Source organism: Streptomyces sp. R818 (assembly GCF_056172735.1).
Window position 1 is genome coordinate 754636 of the sequence record NZ_JAOCNE010000014.1, and the last position, 15986, is coordinate 770621.

14 protein-coding genes are annotated in these 15986 nt (G+C 70.7%); 12 read left to right on the plus strand and 2 right to left on the minus strand.

The features are described from left to right. Window positions 1-90 precede the first annotated feature (90 nt). From N5I75_RS35225 to N5I75_RS35255, 7 genes are all read left to right on the plus strand, one after another. Window positions 91-1740 carry an MFS transporter gene (locus N5I75_RS35225; RefSeq protein ID WP_476684220.1) on the plus strand — a complete coding sequence of 550 codons (1650 nt, stop codon included), beginning with the start codon at window positions 91-93 and terminating at the stop codon, window positions 1738-1740. 269 nt (window positions 1741-2009) lie between these two features. Continuing rightward, window positions 2010-2495: a MarR family winged helix-turn-helix transcriptional regulator gene (locus N5I75_RS35230; protein ID WP_476684221.1), complete on the plus strand. Its 486-nt coding sequence runs from the start codon at window positions 2010-2012 to the stop codon at window positions 2493-2495. Window positions 2496-2695: 200 nt separating this feature from the next. Further along, the gene (locus N5I75_RS35235) at window positions 2696-3727 is read left to right on the plus strand and encodes an AvrD family protein (protein ID WP_476684222.1); all 1032 of its coding nucleotides are present in this window, start codon (window positions 2696-2698) and stop codon (window positions 3725-3727) included. A 174-nt stretch (window positions 3728-3901) separates the two neighbouring features. Further along, window positions 3902-4507 (plus strand): hypothetical protein, encoded by a 606-nt coding sequence (locus N5I75_RS35240; RefSeq protein ID WP_476684223.1) that lies wholly within the window; start codon window positions 3902-3904, stop codon window positions 4505-4507. Further along, the gene (locus N5I75_RS35245; protein ID WP_476684224.1) at window positions 4504-4677 is read left to right on the plus strand and encodes a hypothetical protein; all 174 of its coding nucleotides are present in this window, start codon (window positions 4504-4506) and stop codon (window positions 4675-4677) included. Before N5I75_RS35240 ends, N5I75_RS35245 begins: the two co-directional genes overlap by 4 nt. Beyond that, the gene (fabG, locus tag N5I75_RS35250) at window positions 4677-5381 is read left to right on the plus strand and encodes a 3-oxoacyl-ACP reductase FabG (RefSeq protein WP_476684225.1); all 705 of its coding nucleotides are present in this window, start codon (window positions 4677-4679) and stop codon (window positions 5379-5381) included. Before N5I75_RS35245 ends, fabG begins: the two co-directional genes overlap by 1 nt. Before the next feature lie 54 nt (window positions 5382-5435). After that, window positions 5436-6233, plus strand: a complete 798-nt coding sequence (locus N5I75_RS35255; RefSeq protein ID WP_476684226.1) for an AAA family ATPase — start codon at window positions 5436-5438, stop codon at window positions 6231-6233. Between the two features lie 56 nt (window positions 6234-6289). Here N5I75_RS35255 and N5I75_RS35260 read toward each other — a convergent pair whose 3' ends face one another. After that, window positions 6290-7417, minus strand: coding sequence for an NADH:flavin oxidoreductase (locus N5I75_RS35260; RefSeq protein ID WP_476684227.1), 1128 nt, complete (start codon window positions 7415-7417; stop codon window positions 6290-6292). A 182-nt stretch (window positions 7418-7599) separates the two neighbouring features. Continuing rightward, complete coding sequence (locus N5I75_RS35265; protein ID WP_476684228.1) at window positions 7600-10155, minus strand: discoidin domain-containing protein; 2556 nt, start codon at window positions 10153-10155, stop codon at window positions 7600-7602. A gap of 316 nt (window positions 10156-10471) precedes the next feature. Here N5I75_RS35265 and N5I75_RS35270 point away from each other — a divergent pair, with 316 nt between their 5' ends. From N5I75_RS35270 to N5I75_RS35290, 5 genes are all read left to right on the plus strand, one after another. Then, a complete protein-coding gene (locus N5I75_RS35270) occupies window positions 10472-11698 on the plus strand; it encodes a hypothetical protein (RefSeq protein ID WP_476684229.1) in 1227 nt (408 codons plus the stop codon). 258 nt (window positions 11699-11956) lie between these two features. Continuing rightward, window positions 11957-12748, plus strand: a complete 792-nt coding sequence (locus N5I75_RS35275; RefSeq protein WP_476684230.1) for an endo alpha-1,4 polygalactosaminidase — start codon at window positions 11957-11959, stop codon at window positions 12746-12748. Between the two features lie 36 nt (window positions 12749-12784). Then, on the plus strand, window positions 12785-14116 hold the full coding sequence (locus N5I75_RS35280) for an ABC transporter substrate-binding protein (protein WP_476684231.1): 1332 nt from the start codon (window positions 12785-12787) through the stop codon (window positions 14114-14116). 9 nt (window positions 14117-14125) lie between these two features. After that, window positions 14126-15082 carry a carbohydrate ABC transporter permease gene (locus tag N5I75_RS35285; protein ID WP_476684232.1) on the plus strand — a complete coding sequence of 319 codons (957 nt, stop codon included), beginning with the start codon at window positions 14126-14128 and terminating at the stop codon, window positions 15080-15082. Next, complete coding sequence (locus N5I75_RS35290) at window positions 15079-15972, plus strand: carbohydrate ABC transporter permease (RefSeq protein ID WP_476684233.1); 894 nt, start codon at window positions 15079-15081, stop codon at window positions 15970-15972. Before N5I75_RS35285 ends, N5I75_RS35290 begins: the two co-directional genes overlap by 4 nt. Window positions 15973-15986 lie beyond the last annotated feature (14 nt).

A 15986-nucleotide genomic window follows, 5' to 3' on the forward strand; every position in this document is an offset into this window, starting at 1 on the left:
GTTGACAGACCTCCGGGGGATTCGTAGCTTCTCGGATCGTTGGTAATTCCGATGATTTAGATTCTTGATCATTAAGATTTCGGGGGAACGATGTCCGGACGAACGACGCCGACGACGAGCGGGCGGGGGTGGACCCTGGCCGTCGTGTGCGTGGCCACGTTCATGCTGCTGCTCGATCTGACGGTGGTGAATGTGGCGCTGCCCGACATCAGGGACGCGTTCGACGCGAGCTTCACCTCCCTGCAGTGGGTGCTCGACGCCTACGCCCTGGGCCTCGCGGCCGTCCTCCTGACGGCCGGGTCGCTGGCGGACCGCCTGGGGCGCAAGCGCGTCTTCAACGTGGGCTTCGTCGTGTTCCTCCTCTCCTCGCTCGCCTGCGGCCTCGCGGGCGACGTGGTCGTGCTCTCCGTGGCCCGCGGCATCCAGGGCCTCGGCGGAGCGGTGCTCTTCGCCGTCGGCCCCGCACTGATCGGCCAGGAGTTCCAGGGCAAGGACCGCGGCAAGGCGTTCGGGATCTTCGGCGGTGTGGCCGGCCTCTCCATCGCCTTCGGGCCGCTCATCGGCGGCGCCCTGACCGACGGCCTGAGCTGGCGCTGGATCTTCCTGGTGAACGTGCCGGTCGGCCTGCTCGCCCTGGCCATCAGCGGACTGCGGATGCGCGAGTCCCGCGACGAGGCGGCCCCGGCCGTCGACTGGTGGGGCCAGGCGCTCTTCACCAGCGCGCTGACCCTGCTCGTCCTCGGCCTGCTGCGCGGCGAGGCGGAGGGCTGGGGCAGCGCGCCCATCGTCGCCATGTTCGCGGGCGCCGCCGTCCTGTTCGCGGTGTTCACCCTCGTGGAGCGGCGCCTCGGCGAACGCGCCATGCTCCAGCTCGCGCTGTTCAGGAACAGGACCTTCAACGGCGTCTCGGTGGTGACGCTCCTCGGCCCCGCCGCCACCATGGCGGCGATCTTCCTCCTGGTGTCCTACGTGCAGAACGTGCTCGCCTTCTCCCCGTGGGAGACCGGCCTGCGCTTCCTGCCGCTGACCGGCACCCTGTTCGTCGCGGCGGCGATCGCCGGTTCACTGACCACGCGCGTGCCGCAGCGGCTGCTCATGGGCGCGTCCCTCGCGCTCATCGCGATCGGCCTCGCCCTGGTCGCCCTCACGGGACCGGACACCGCGTGGACCGCGCTGCTCCCGAGCATGTTCGGCATCGGCCTCGGCATGGGCCTGTTCAACCCGCCGCGCGCCTCGCTCTCCATCGCCGTCGTGGAACCGTCCAAGGCGGGCATGGCCTCCGGCATCAACGAGACGTTCCAGCAGGTCGGTGTCGCCATCGGCATCGCCGGGTTCGGCGCGGCGTTCCAGAGCCGGGTCACCGACCTGTTCGCGCAGTCCGACGCGGGGCGCCAACTGGGCTCCTCCGCGCACGAGTTCGGCGAGGCCGTGGCGGCGGGCGGCGGTGCGGAAGCCGCCTCCCGCGCACCGTCGGCGCTCGCCCCCGCGCTCGAGACGGCGGCACGCACCGCCTTCGTCGACGGGCTGACCGACGTGATGCTCGTCTGCGCGGCCGTCGCCGTGGTCGGCTCGCTCGTCGGCTTCCTCTTCATCCGCACGCGCGACCTGCACGAGAGCGCCAGGGGCGAGACCGCGCCCGCGGAGGACGTGCCGTACGAGGCTCCGGCGGCGGAGGGGGCCGCCGGCACGCCTGTCGCGGCCGAATCCGTGGCGGCCGTACGCGCCGGGGGAGAGCGGTAGGGGCCCAGGCGCGACGGACTGGCGGCGGCACCGGCCTTCTGGCCCGGAGCCGCCGCCAGTACGCTTTGCGGAACCGACGATCGGCACGACGGACGTTCGGCCACGGACAACGCCCGGCACGGAACGACCGCACACGACAAGCGGGACAGACCGCACACGACAAGCGGGACAGACCGCACACGACAAGCGGGACAGACCGCACACGACAAGCGGGACAGACCGCACACGACAAGCGGGACAGACCGCACACGACAAGGGGGAACGGCCCGATGACACAGGCGACGCCCGCCCCGGCACAGACCGCCGGCCTCGACTTCCCTCTCGTCCGCAGAACCGGCTACCTCCTCAACAAGGCCGGGTCGATCCTGATGGAGGACGCGGAGCGCGCGCTCGCGGAACAGGGCATGCGGCTGCGCTACTTCTACGTGCTCGCCGCCCTGGAGAGCGATCTGACCCTCTCCCAGCAGGACTTGAGCAAACTGCTCCACCTGGACCCCACCACCATGGTCGCCCTCATCGACGAGATGGAGGGCGCGGGCCACGTGGAGCGGCGGCGCAACCCGGCGGACCGCCGGCGCTACATCCTGCGGCTCACCGACGACGGCCGTGCGGCGCTCGCCCGCGCGGGAAGCGCCGTCGACGCCGTGGAGCGGGAGTTCCTCGAGGCGGTGCCCGCCGAGGACCGCGAGCGGCTGCGCACGCTCCTCGGCGACCTGCTCGCCGACCGCTGGCCCCGCGTGATCGCCTGCGAATGAACCCGGGCATGTCAATTCGACCCGCCGGTTTTGGAGAAACCGGAAATGGAATTGATTAGTCCCTTCTTGAGGATTACTTAGGGTTGATCTGTGGAGGGTGTCACACCTTCCCCCGTAAAACGCTTCCCGCACGGCTTGCCGTGTTAATGTCTTTCTGTCCGGGCCGCGCGGCCCGGACACGGGGGAAGGTAAAACGGGGAATGGACTGCATAGCGAACGGCAAGAAAAGCAAAGAACTCTTCTACGGATCTCTCGACAGCTGCCTCGGACCCGGCAGCACCCGCTTCTTCGGAAGCGGGTACAAGCGCGTCACCCAGACGCTCAGGGACATCTCCACCGACGGCAGCGCCCGGCCGGGCGCGCGCGTCACCGCGCGCGGCACCCTCACGTATCCGCGTGACTGGTCCCGCAAGGCGGGCAGCGGCGATCTGCGCCCGCACCTGAGCAGCATCGACGCCCTGGTCCTCGCCGCCAGCCTGGCGGAGGTGCACATCGCCCGCTCCTTCGGCCTCGACCCCGCGCAGCGGCGCCGGGTCTGGCTGCGCCACGCCGACGTCCGCGCCGGCAGCAGCCCGCACGAGGAGCTCGCGGACTTTCCCGTCCGGGGCGAGCTGATCGACGTAGCCACGGCGGACGGCGAGGAGTCCGCGCTGGCCAGTACGTTCGAGTGCCGCGTCGGAGCGCTCAAGGTGCGCTGCACGCTCGTGCACGGACAGGGCGCGGGACCCGTCGGCCCCGCCACCTACGCGGACGAGAAACAGGCGCTCGGACCTGCGGGAACGCGCCACTACGGGACCGGCTACAAGCAGCACCAGCAGTACGGCGAGCAGGTCCGCGTCGACCTGGAGCGGCAGCGGGTGCGCGTACTGCAGCGCGTCGTCGCCCAGGACGCGTCCGCGCCCACGCAGGGAGCCGAGGCGGCCTACGGTCCGTCGGTCTCCCTGGTCGACGCGCTCGTGGGCGTCGCCCAGCTCGCCCAGATCCTGCTCTACGCCCAGGACGGCCTGGAGCGCGGCGACAGCGACACCCTCTGGATGCGGCGCTTCGTCATCAGTGCGCGCACGCCGGTGCGTCCCCTGGGGCGCAGCTTCGTACCGACCGTCTCCACCGTGGGCGGCAGGATCCTGTCCATGGGCGACGCGCGCTGGCGCACCGCCGAGCTGGCCGTCGACGACTTCGCGGGGATCGGCGGCCGCTGCTGGCTCGCCCACCGGCTGCCCGCCGCCGCGTAACAGGAGAAACACGCCGTTCACGGCGTATTCATTGAACGGCAACGGCGTCCCGTACGTATTTCTGTACGGGACCGCCATGCCCGGCGCCACGCCTTTTCGCATTCACCGCACGGCGCTTTTACCGGGCTGCTCGTTCGCGAGAAATACAAGAAACAGCAACGGGGGCAATTCGCCATGCGTTTCACACCCACGCTCCGATTAGGAGACGTGCTCGTCATCCTCGAAGGACCGGCCCGGATGCTCTGGAACGAGCCCGCGGCCGTGCCCGGCAAGCGGGCCTGGACACCGACCGGGCTGTGGCCGGACGAGGCGCAGCACGCGCAGGTCCGCGCCCACGTGGACAGCGGGCGTCCGCTGCTCGTCCTCCTCGACGAGGCACGCAGCCGCGTACCCCTGCTGCGTGAGGAGTGGCAGGCCGCGTCCCGCCGCCTCGTGCGCGAACTGGCGGGCGTCCGCTGCGAGAACCTCACCGCCGACACCGACGAACTCGTCGAGGTCAGGCTGCCGTTCCTCGACTGGCTGCCGACGGCCCACCGCGAGCGCGCCCGGCGCTTCCTCGCCGAGAGCGACGCGGTCCTGGCCCGCACCCCCAAGGCGCTGCTGCCGCCGCTGCTCGCCGAGGAGCCGGTGGACGGGGCGGTGCCCAACCCGCGCTTCGCTCGCCGGCTCCAGCCGCACACGCTGGGCGCCGACCGGTTCGCGGCGGCCGTGCACCATCTGTTCGCCGACGCACCGCTGCGTCCGTGCGCCTCGGAGATGCTCTGCGGGGGGCCCCGATGAAGCAACCGCGACAGCCGCAGCACCGTGACGAGCACCCGGCCGACACCTTCGACGTGCTCAGCCGGCACGGGCTCGGGCGGCTGCTCGCCGCGACCGCCGCGCGCAACCTGGCGCGCACCGGCCGCGGCCCGCACGCCACCGGCGCCCGTACGACCGCGAGGAGCCGATGATGGGACGCTCGGTCCTGGTCACCGGCGGCAACCGCGGCATCGGACTCGCCGTCGCCACCGCTCTGGCGGCCGACGGCGACCGGGTCGCCGTCACCCACCGCGACAGCGGCCCGCCCGACGGACTGCTCGGTGTGCCCGCGGAGATGACCGACGCGGCGAGCATCGACGCCGCCTTCGCGAAGGCGGAGGCCGCGCACGGCCCGGTCGAGGTGCTCGTCGTCAACGCGGGCATCACCCGCGACGGCCTGGTCCTGCGCATGGAGGAGCGGGACTTCACGGACGTCGTCGACGTCAACCTGCACGGCGCCTTCCGCACCGTGCGGCGCGCGGTCCGCTCCATGATGCGGGCCCGCTGGGGCCGGATCGTGCTGATCTCGTCCATGACCTACGCCTACGGGGCCCCGGGCCAGGTCAACTATGCGGCGGCGAAAGCCGGGATGCTCGGCATGGCCCGCTCCCTCGCCTGGGAGCTGGGGCCGCGCAACATCACGGTCAACGTCGTCGCGCCGGGCCTCATCGACACCGCCATGAGCCGCGAGATCACCGACCAGCGGCGCGAACACCTGCTGTCCATCACGCCGTTGGGGCGTACCGGGGAGCCGGAGGACGTGGCCGCCGCCGTCCGCTTCCTGGCCGGGGAGTCGGGCCGCTTCGTCACCGGGGCGGTCCTCCCGGTCAGCGGCGGCCTGGGGCTCGGCGGCTGACAGCACCGCACCGCAGCGCATCACCACCCACACACCAAGGGAAGAGAACCCATCATGGGGAACACAAGCACCCCCGCACCCACTCAGCGGCGCGGTCTGCACCTGGCGATCTCGGGCACGTACTCCAGCGGCAAGAGCACCACGACCGAGACGCTGTCGATGGCGACGGGCATCCCCCGCACCCACGCGATGACGTCCCGGGAGATCCTCCTCGACCTCGTCCCCGGCAAGCAGGTCCAGGAACTCAGCGCGATGGAGCTGACGATGCTGGGTCTGCGCCGCCTGGAGGAGCGCATCCACAACGAGGCGGGCGAGGGCGCGTTCATCTCGGACGGCTCCGTCATCCACGAGTGGATCTACGGCGAGGCCCGGATGCGGGTCGGCATCAACCCCGGCGCCAACCTGTTCCTGCGCACGGTGAAGAACGTCGCCGGGCTGCCGGTCAAGCGGTTCTACCGCCAGTACATGGACGCGTACGGCGCCGTCGCGAAGGCGCGCGCCAAGCGGATCTACGACGCCTACGTGCATCTGCCGGTGGAGTTCGAGATGAAGGCGGACGGCCACCGGCCGGTCTCCGAGCCGTTCCGGAAGATGTCCGACGAGCTCCTGATCGAGACCCTGGAGGAGCTGGAGATCCCGTACCACGTGGTGCGCGGCAGCGTCCGGGAGCGGATCGAGCAGATCGTCGACATCTTCGACCTGCCGCTGGTGATGCCGCTGGACGAGGCGATCGAGCGGGCGGGCGCGAAGGTGACCGAGGCGACCCGGGTCCTGGAGCAGGACGCGCGCTTCCACGAGGCGCAGCGGGTGAAGTCGTTGCGGCGGCGCGTCTCGTACGCGCTGCGGTTCTGACGCGGCAGGGGGGCGGTTGCCGGTGGGCGCCCCGTGTCGCCCACCGGCCGCACCGGCTAGCTCAGGGTCTGGAGCGCCGCCACGTCGTAGGGCTTCAGCTCGTCGAAGCGGCCCGCGAGGACCTTCGCGGCCCACTCCGGGTCCTGGAGCAGCGCGCGGCCGACGGCGACCATGTCGAACTCGTCGCGCTCCAGGCGGTCGAGGAGGTCGTCGATGCCCTTGGTCCGGGAGTTCTCGCCGGCGAACGCGGCGATGAAGTCGCCGTCGAGACCGACGGAGCCGACCGTGATGGTGGGCTTGCCGGTGAGCTTCTTGGTCCAGCCCGCGAGGTTGAGGTCGCTGCCGTCGAACTCGGGGACCCAGTAGCGGCGGGTCGAGGCGTGGAAGGCGTCGACACCGGCGGCGGCGAGCGGGTTCAGGATCGCCTCAAGATCCTCCGGGGTCTCGGCGAGCCGGGCGTCGTAGGCGTCCTGCTTCCACTGCGAGTACCGGAAGATGACGGGGAAGTCCGGGGAGACGTTCTCGCGGATCGCCGCGACGATCTCGGCGGCGAACTTCGTGCGGGCCACGGGGTCGCCGCCGTAGGCGTCGGTGCGGCGGTTCGTGCCGGCCCACAGGAACTGGTCGAGCAGGTAACCGTGGGCGCCGTGCACCTCGACGCCGTCGAGACCGATGCGCTCGGCGTCCTTGGCGGCCTGCGCGAAGGCGCCGATGACGTCGTCCACGTCCGACTGGGTCATCACCTTGCCCTCGCCCTCGGTGCCGTCCGTGAGCAGCCCGGAGGGGCCGACCGGCGGAGCGTCCGCGAAGGGTGGGCGGCCCGGCTTGCGCACCATGCCGATGTGCCACAGCTGCGGCACGATGGCGCCGCCCGCCGCGTGCACGTCCTCGGCGACCTTCGCCCAGCCGGCCAGCTGCTCCTCGCCGTGGAAGCGCGGCACCCTGCTGCTCTCGCCCGCCGAGGGGTGACCGACGTAGGTGCCCTCGGTGATGATCAGGCCGACACCGGCCGCGGCCCGCCGGGAGTAGTACGAGCGGACGTCCTCGCCCGGCACGCCGCCGGGGGAGAACATGCGGGTCATCGGCGCCATCGCGATGCGGTTCCGCACGGTCAGGCCGTTGAGCGCGAGCGGGCGGGAGAGGGTGTCGGCGGCGCGGGACGCGGGCGTCGCGGTGTCAGTCACGGAGTGTTCCTCCTGGGTACCAGTCAGTATGTGCACGTGCATTCACTGCATACTCGCGTGCAAACCGACGAAGGCCCCGCGGCATTCCGTCACCACGCACCCGCGCGGTGTGATCCGGGCCACTCCCGGAGGAGGGCCCGGAGCACACCGCGCGCGGCGTTCTCAGTTGGTCGGGATCGCGCCTACGGGAACGACGTGATCTTGGACGGGATGGTGTCGGTGCCCGAGGTCGGGGCGCCGGTGTTGTTCACGACGTGGGCGTACTGGCCCTTGCCGCCGAGCGAGATGACCTGGATGCTGTGCAGCTTGATGCCCGACTTCACCGGGACCTGGAAGCCGTGCTGCTGCACGATGCTCGGGTCGGAGGTGAAGTTGCAGTAGCTGCCGAGCCCCCACGCCTCATGGGTGTTGACGCTGTCGGCGACCTTGTAGGCCGCGTAGCCGACGATGCCGTCATGAGTGATGGCGGCGGCGTTGGGCGCGTCGTACGCCTTCTCGTTCTGGAAGAAGATCGTGCGGCCGCGCTCGCCGTTCCAGAGCACGTCGTACTTGTTGAAGTGCTCCACGAACAGGCCGGTGGTGAGGACGTCGTCGCCGTTGACCACGAGCCCGTAGTCGGCGCGGTTGGTCTCCCAGCCGACGCCGTCGCCGTGGTCGGCGCGCCAGATCCAGGTGTGGTCGACGATCACGTCGTCGCTGTTGACGACCACGGAGTTGGTGGCGAGGCCGGGGCCCGCGCCGCCGATCCGCACGAACACGTCCTGCATGGAGGTCGGGTTCGCGGCGTGGTCGGCGCTCGCACCGGCCCCGCCGATCTGGAGGAGCGTGTCGGACTTCTTCGCACCCGCGTCGATGAGGAAGCCGGCGAGCTTCACACCGTCGACGTCGGCGACGTGCATGGCGTCGACGCCGTTGTCCGGGACGATCGTCGCGAGGCCGAGGCCGAGCACGACCGTGTTGGCGCGGTTGACGTTGATCGTCTGGTCGAGGTGGTAGACCCCGGGCGTGAACAGCAGGTTCAGGCCCTGCGAGAGCGCCTGGTTGATGGTGGCCGCCGTCGCGCCGGGCTTGACGACGTAGAACTGGCTCAGCGGGAGCGAGGAACCCGCATTGGCGGGCCAGGAGACGCCGCGCGCGTTGGTGCGCTTCGCGGGCACGAACACCTTGTACTCACTGCCGTCCAGGTACAGGAACGGCTTCTCGCGCGAGATCGGCGTGGTGTCGAGGGTGGTGTACGGGCCGGTGTCGAAGTTGGTCGCCGGGGCGCCCTGCACACCGGTGAACGTCATGTTCCACACGCCGTTGGTCCAGCCGCCGACGGAGCTGTCGCGGGTGTACCACTGCTGCTGCGAGTACGGGCCGACCGTGCCGTCGATCTTGGAGTCGGCTATGTAGCCGCCCGAGGCCCACCCGTAGCCGTTCGGCGCGAGGTTGAGGCCGCCGGTGACGTGCATGCGGCGGAACGGCGCGGCCTGGGCGACGGCCCAGCGGTCGGTGCCGTTGACCGGGTTGAGCGAGAGGTTCTCGGCGGAGCGCCAGAAGTTCTGCGTGGCGTTGCCGTTGAACCAGCCCGCGTCGACGGTCACGTCACCGTTGATCTTCGTGTCGTCGGGGTTGAGGCCGAGACCGGAGATCGAGGTGTAGAAGCCGAGCTGGGCGTTGATGTTGTTGTACGTGCCCGGCTTGAGCAGGAACTGGTAGCGCTGCGAGCCGAACTGGTTCGACTCCTGCTGCTGGAAGACCTGGTCGAACTTGGCCTGGAGGTTCGGCGTGCTCGGGTCCACGACGATGACGTTCGGGCCGAGGTCGCCGCCGCCCTCGACGGGCCCGCCGGAGCCGCCGGAGCCGGTGTGCACCCCGACCTCCCACAGTGAGTAGCCGTAGGCGGTGGCCCGGGTGGTCCCCTGTATCCGCAGGTAGCGGCCGGTGCCGCTGACGTCGTACGAGGTCTGGCCGCCGGTCCCGTTGGTGACGTCCTTCAGGGTGGTCCAGCTCTGGCCGTCCGCGGACGCCTGGATCTTGAACGCCTTGGCGTACGCGGCCTCCCAGTTGAGGTCCACCTTGCAGATGCTCTGCGAGGAGCCGAGGTCGACCTGGACCCACTGCGGGTCCGAGGCGGCGCTCGACCAGCGGGTACCGGTGTTGCCGTCGAACGCGGCCGAGGCGGGCGTGCCCGCGTTCTCCGTGGACGAGGCGGTCGCCGGGCGGCCCTGGGCGGCGTTCGCGGTCGAGCAGCCGTCGCCCGGGGTGGTCCCGCCGGTGCCGAAGACCTGGAACTCCCAGAGCGAGTAGCCGTACGGGGTCGCGCGGGAGACGCCCTGCATGCGGACGTAGCGGCCGGTGCCGGAGACGTCGAGGGTGTCGGTGCCGCCGTCCGAGCCGGTGACGGACTTCAGGTCCGACCAGCTGCTGCCGTTGGCGGAGACCTGGATCTTGTAGTCCTTGGCGTATGCGGCCTCCCAGTTGAGGACGACCTTGCCGATGCTCGCCGAGGCGCCGAGGTCGACCTGGAGCCACTGACTGTCGCTCGCGGCGGACGACCAGCGGGTGCCGAGGTCGCCGTCGACCGCGGCCGACGCGAGCGTCCCGCCGTTCTCGGTGGAGGAGGCGGTGGCGGTCTTGCCCTGGGAGAGCGGCGTGTCCGCCGCGGCGGCCGGTGCGGCCGTCACGGCCTGGGCGGGGATGGTGAGCAGCGCCGCCGCCGTGGCGAGCGCGATCCCCATGGATCTGTGTCTCATGCGTTTCACTCCGTGCGGGGGTGGGTGATGACCCCTGCCGCGCGGCGGCAAGGGTCGACGGGTGATCAACTGACAACTGGAACGGCTTAGTTCGAGGTTTGATTTAAGGGTGAAGGCAACTGTTCGGCAATACCCCGGGAACGACTTATTTTCAGAACCTGAACGGACCGCCTCCGGCTCCGGGGGTCGTGTCGTCAGTAAGTGGAGGCCGGGGGAGGTGGCCGCATGTCGTCAAGGGCTTGAGTGGGTGTATCGAGCAGGTAGATCATGGACCTGGGGTCGGCCGGGCATCGGCCGAAGTGAGGGGGGAGTGGCGATGGGGCACAAGCCGTTGTTCCGCTGGGTGTTGACGCTCGGCGTGTTGCTGTTCGGGTGGGCGGCGTATCTCTACTGGTCGTATCCCGATGTCGAGCAGGTCGAACTCACCGTGCTCAGCGAGAAGGCCGACGGGCGCTGCACGGTGCGCTGGACGGACCCGTACCACGACGGGGGCCGTCGGATGGAGGGCGCCTATCAGTGCGAGGCCGCCCGAGGCTCCACGCTCAAGCCGTCGCACTCCATCCTGGGTACGGACTACGGCTGGGACACCGGGTTCATGTACACCGAAGGCTCCCGCCAAGGCCATCTCGAGCCGGCGGACGACGACTTCGAACCCTTCGCCGCGTCCGACATGTTCCTGCTGGCCGGCGTCGCGCTGGTCGCCGTCGGCCTCGTCGGGGGGAACGTGCGCGCCGCGGCGCGACTGAGCGGCGTACGCCCGAAGGCTGTCGCCCGCGCCCGGAAGTTGTATACGGTCGCCGACCAAGTGGCCCACGACCACGCGCAGGCGTGCGACGCCGTGCGCGCGGGCTGGGACGCGCTGCGTCACGAGCGGACCGGGGCGGAGTTGAGCCGTGTCCCCGTCGCCGAACTGTCCGAGGGCGCGACCGCGGACCAGGATGCGCTACGGGTCCTGGAGGCGGCCGGGGTGCGCACCGCGCGCGATGTGCTCGACGCCGGTGTGTCCGGGCTGCGACACATGGGTGTGAGCACGTGTGCCGCTGAACAGCTCCACGCCGCCACCCGCAGCCGCGCCGACGCCATCGAGGCCGCTCTGCCCATGCGCCTCGAAGGCGATTCCGGCACGGAGCGGAACGTGGCCCTGCTCGCCGCGCTCCAAGTCCTCCTGGACGCGGGCGACGAGGCCCGCAGGACCGCCCGCGCCGGAGCGTCGCTCGCCGCCGAGCTCGAACGGGCCCTCCAGCGGGCCGAACCCGCGTCGACGTACCGCACCATGCTGCGCGCCGGCCGGGACCGGCGCGAGACCGCCCGCGACGCCGTCGACCATCTGCGGCGCCTCGTGGCCCGTGCCGAACGCGACGGACTGCCCGCCCGTTTCGCGCAGACGTCCGTGGACCTGCTGCGCGCACCCGACGCCCGTCGGCAGGCGGGCCTGTCCGCACGCGCGGACTTCGAGAAGCGCCCGGGTCGTTACTACGGGCTGCTCGCACACATCGTGGACGAGGCGGAAGCGGTCGGCACGGGTGTCCCCAGCCTCCCCTGACACCGGCACCCCATGCGTGTTTCTGCTCGAAAAGCTCTCACTCCGATCATGTTCGAACTATTGACACGACTCCTGCGGCTCGATTTACTCCCTGGCATGCCGATGCCGAGCAGTCGGCGCAGAGGTACGCCTAGCCGGTATGTGGCCGTCGCCACGAGCCCGGACTGAGTCGCCAGGGACGTGCGCGCCCGAGGCGGGGACGTACCCTCCACCTCTGGAGCTCTGCGAATGAGCCTCAAGCACGTAGTGCGCAGATGCATGACCGTGACCGCCGCCGCCACGGCCGCAGCGGCGGCCGGTCTGGCCGTCCTCCCCACCCCGGCCTCCGCCGCCGCGTCCGCGGTGACCCTCCCGCCCGCCCACGCCGGTTTCGACTACCAGATCGGCGGCGCGTACACCCCGCCGGCCGGGGTGAAGGTCGTCAGCCGGGACCGGAGCGCCGCCCCGGCGGCCGGTCTCTACAACATCTGCTACGTCAACGCCTTCCAGGCCCAGCCCGGCGCCGAGTCCTCCTGGGACGCCGACCTGCTCCTGCGCGACGGCAACGGCGACATCGTCTACGACGACTCCTGGGGCGAGGCCGTCCTCGACATCCGCACCGCCGACAAACGCAAGCGCATCGCCGCCAAGGTCAACACCTGGATCGACGGCTGCGCGGGCAAGGGCTACAAGGCCGTCGAGCCCGACAACTACGACACCTTCACCCGCTTCCCCGCCTACCTGACGGGCGCCCAGGCCAAGGCCTACATCTCCCTCCTCGCCGCCCACGCCCACGGCAAGGGCCTGGCCGTCGCCCAGAAGAACACGGGCGAACTGGCCGACGCGGGCAAGGAGACCGGCCTCGACTTCGCCGTCGTCGAGGAGTGCGGCTACTACGACGAGTGCGGCGACTTCACCGCCGAGTACGGCAACAACGTCATCGTCGTCGAGTACACCGCCAAGGGCATGGACAACGCCTGCGCGAAGTGGGGCTCCAAGCTGAGCGTCGTCCGCCGCGACCTCGACGTGTCGCCCGCGGGCAGCAGCGGATACCTGCGCAAGACCTGCTGACGCGTTCCGCTCGGCCGTTCCTCCAGGGAGGTAGTGATGACTGCAACATCCGGTGCGCCCGGGGCCCCGGCACGCCGCACCGTCCTGCGCACCGGGTCCGCCGTGGCGCTCGCGGCGGTAGCGGGCGCGACCGTCACCGGCTGCGGCGGCGGCGCGGCCGACGGGGTGGCGGCCGACGGCACGGTCACCATCCAGGTGTGGCACGGGCAGACGGACACCGCCCTGAAGGTGATCAAGAGCCTCGTCGCCGAGTTCCACCGCGCACACCCGAAGATACGTGTCGACCTGGGCGGGGGAGTCCTGGCCGACACCATGCTGCAGAAGGTCACCGCCGCGCTCGCCTCGGGCGCCTATCCGGACGTGGCGTTCATCTTCGGCTCGGACCTGGCGAGCGTCGCCCGCAGCCCCCGGGCCGTCGACCTGACGTCGTACGTGCAGAGCCGGAAAACCCCCTGGAACAGTTACTGGCCCTCCGCCCGGCAGGCCGTCACCATCAACGACCGCGTCCGCGCCCTGCCCGCGGTCGTCGACTGCCTCGCCATGGTCTGCAACAAGAAGATGTTCGCCGACGCCGGGATCGACCTGCCCGAACCCGGCTGGACCTGGGACGACTTCACCGACCTGTGCCGCCGCCTGACCGACGCGGGCCGGGGCCGGTTCGGCACGGGATGGCCCGGCACCGGCGACGAGGACACCGTATGGCGCCTGTGGCCCATGATCTGGGGGCTCGGCGGCGACGTCATCGCCGAGGACGGCAAACACATCGGCTTCGCGGACGAAGGCGTACGCGCCCTGGAGGTCGTCCGGAGACTGGTGCGCGACAAGAGCGTCTACATCGACCCCAAGCCCGGCAGCGACCAGATGTACAAGGTGTTCCTGGCCGGGCGGATGGCCATGGTGCCGACCGGGCCCTGGCAACTGCCCGACATCCAGCAGGCGAAGGTCGACTACCACGTGGTGCCGCTGCCCACCTTCGACGGCAAGGCCGTGACCATCTCAGGACCCGACACCTGGACGGTCTTCGACAACGGCGAGGCCCGCACCCGCGCCGCCCGCACCTTCGTCAGCTGGCTCATCGACCCCGCCCAGGACAGCCGCTGGGACGCGCGGGCGGGCAGCCTCCCGCTGAGCCGGGGCAGCGAGGACACACATGTCTGGCGCGAACACACGAAGCGGACACACGGCCTGGAGGTGTGGACCGACGCGCTGCCCTCGGCCCGCGTCCGCCCCGTGCACCCCGCCTACCCCAGCATCTCCCAGGCGCTCGGCGAGGCCACCGTCTCCGTGCTCCTGGGCCGCTCCAGCCCGCGGGCGGCCATCCGCGCCTGCGCCGACGACGCCAACGCCACCCTGCTCATCCCGCGTTGAGGACCTGACATGCCCCGACTTCCCACCCCCGTGACGCTGTCACCCACCCGGTCGCAGCCGCGCGCCCTGCGCAGGCGGCGCCGTCGTGAGTCCGCCACGGCCTGGGCGTTCGTCTCCCCGTCCGTCCTGGTCATCATCGGCCTCAGCGTCGTCCCCGTCCTGTGGTCGCTGCTGCTCTCCTTCCGCGCCGACGACCTCGTCACCCCCAGCCGGTGGGTCGGCCTGGACAACTACGACGCGCTCGTGCAGGACCCGCACTTCCACGAGGCCGTGCGCAACACCCTGCTCTACACGCTCCTCTACGTGCCGCTGTCCATCGTCGCGGGCCTCGCGCTCGCCCTGGCCCTCAACCGCAGCATCCGTTTCGTGGGCTTCTACCGGACCCTCTTCTTCGTCCCCTTCGTCGTCTCCGCGACCGCGCAGGGCGTGCTGTTCTCCTTCGTGCTCGACCCCGAGTTCGGCGCCGCCAACTCCGTGCTCCACCGCCTCGGCATCTCCCCGCAAGGCTTTCTCACCGACCCCTCGCAGGCGCTGTACGTGCTGATCGTCATCAGCCTGTGGAGCGGCACCGGACTCTGCACCGTCATCTACCTGGCCGCGCTCCAGGACGTACCCAAGGAACTGATCGAGGCGGCCCGGCTCGACGGCGCCGAACACCGGCACGTGCTGCGCCACGTCACCCTGCCGGTCGTCACCCCCGTCACCGTGTTCCTGCTCCTGTGGCAGACGATCCAGGCCCTCCAGGTCTTCGACCTCGTCTACGTCACCACCAAGGGCGGCCCGCTCGGCTCCACCACGGTCATCGTCTACTTCATCTGGGAGCAGGCGTTCAAGAACTTCACCGCCGGATACGGGGCCGCCGCGGCGTACGTCCTTGCCCTGGCGCTGCTCGTGCCGGCCGTGGTGCCGCGCCTCGTCCGCGCCGGCCGCGAGCGCCACTCCCGCAAGGAAGCAGCCGCCTCATGACCACGACGACCCACCTGCCCCGCCACACCGGCCGGCGGCCGGTCGCCGAACCGGTGGAGACCGCGCGCCCGCGCCGCCGCCTGCCCTTCAGCCCCTGGCACCTGCTGCTCGCCCCGCTCGCCGTGCTCTTCGCGCTGCCGCTGCTCTGGCTGCTCCTCAGCTCCGTGATGAGCGACGCCCAGTTCAACCGGTTCCCGACCGCGCTGCTCCCCGACGGCATCGACCTCAGCGGCTACCGCTACGTCCTCAGCAACGGCATGTTCCCGCGCTGGCTGCTCAACTCGGTGATCGTCTCGGCGGTCGCGGTCGCCTCCAACCTCGTCCTCGGCGCCCTCGGCGGCTACGCCTTCGCCCGGATGCGGTTCGCCGGGTCGCGCCTCCTGATGATGCTGATGCTGGCGACCATGGCCGTGCCGTTCCAGCTCACGATGGTCCCGACCTTCCTGGTCATGAAGAAGCTCGGCCTCATCGACACGCTCGGCGCCCTCATCGTGCCCTCGCTCGTCACCCCGTTCGCGGTGTTCCTGCTGCGCCAGTTCTTCCTCTCCCTCCCGCGCGAGCTGGAGGAGGCCGCGTGGATCGACGGCTGCGCGCGCCTGCGGGTCCTGTGGTCGATCGTGCTGCCGCTGGCCCGCCCCGCGCTCGCCACCGTCGCCGTCCTCACCTTCCTGACGACGTGGAACGACCTGTCCTGGCCCCTCATCGCCATCAACCACGACACCCAGTACACGCTCCAGCTGGGCCTCACCACCTTCCAGGGCACGCACCACACCCGGTGGTCCGCGGTGATGGCGGGCAATGTGATCACCGTCCTTCCGGTGCTGCTCGCGTTCCTCTTCGCGCAGAAGACGTTCATCCGCTCCCTCACGTCGAGCGGCCTCAAGGGCTGACCGCCCGCACCTGT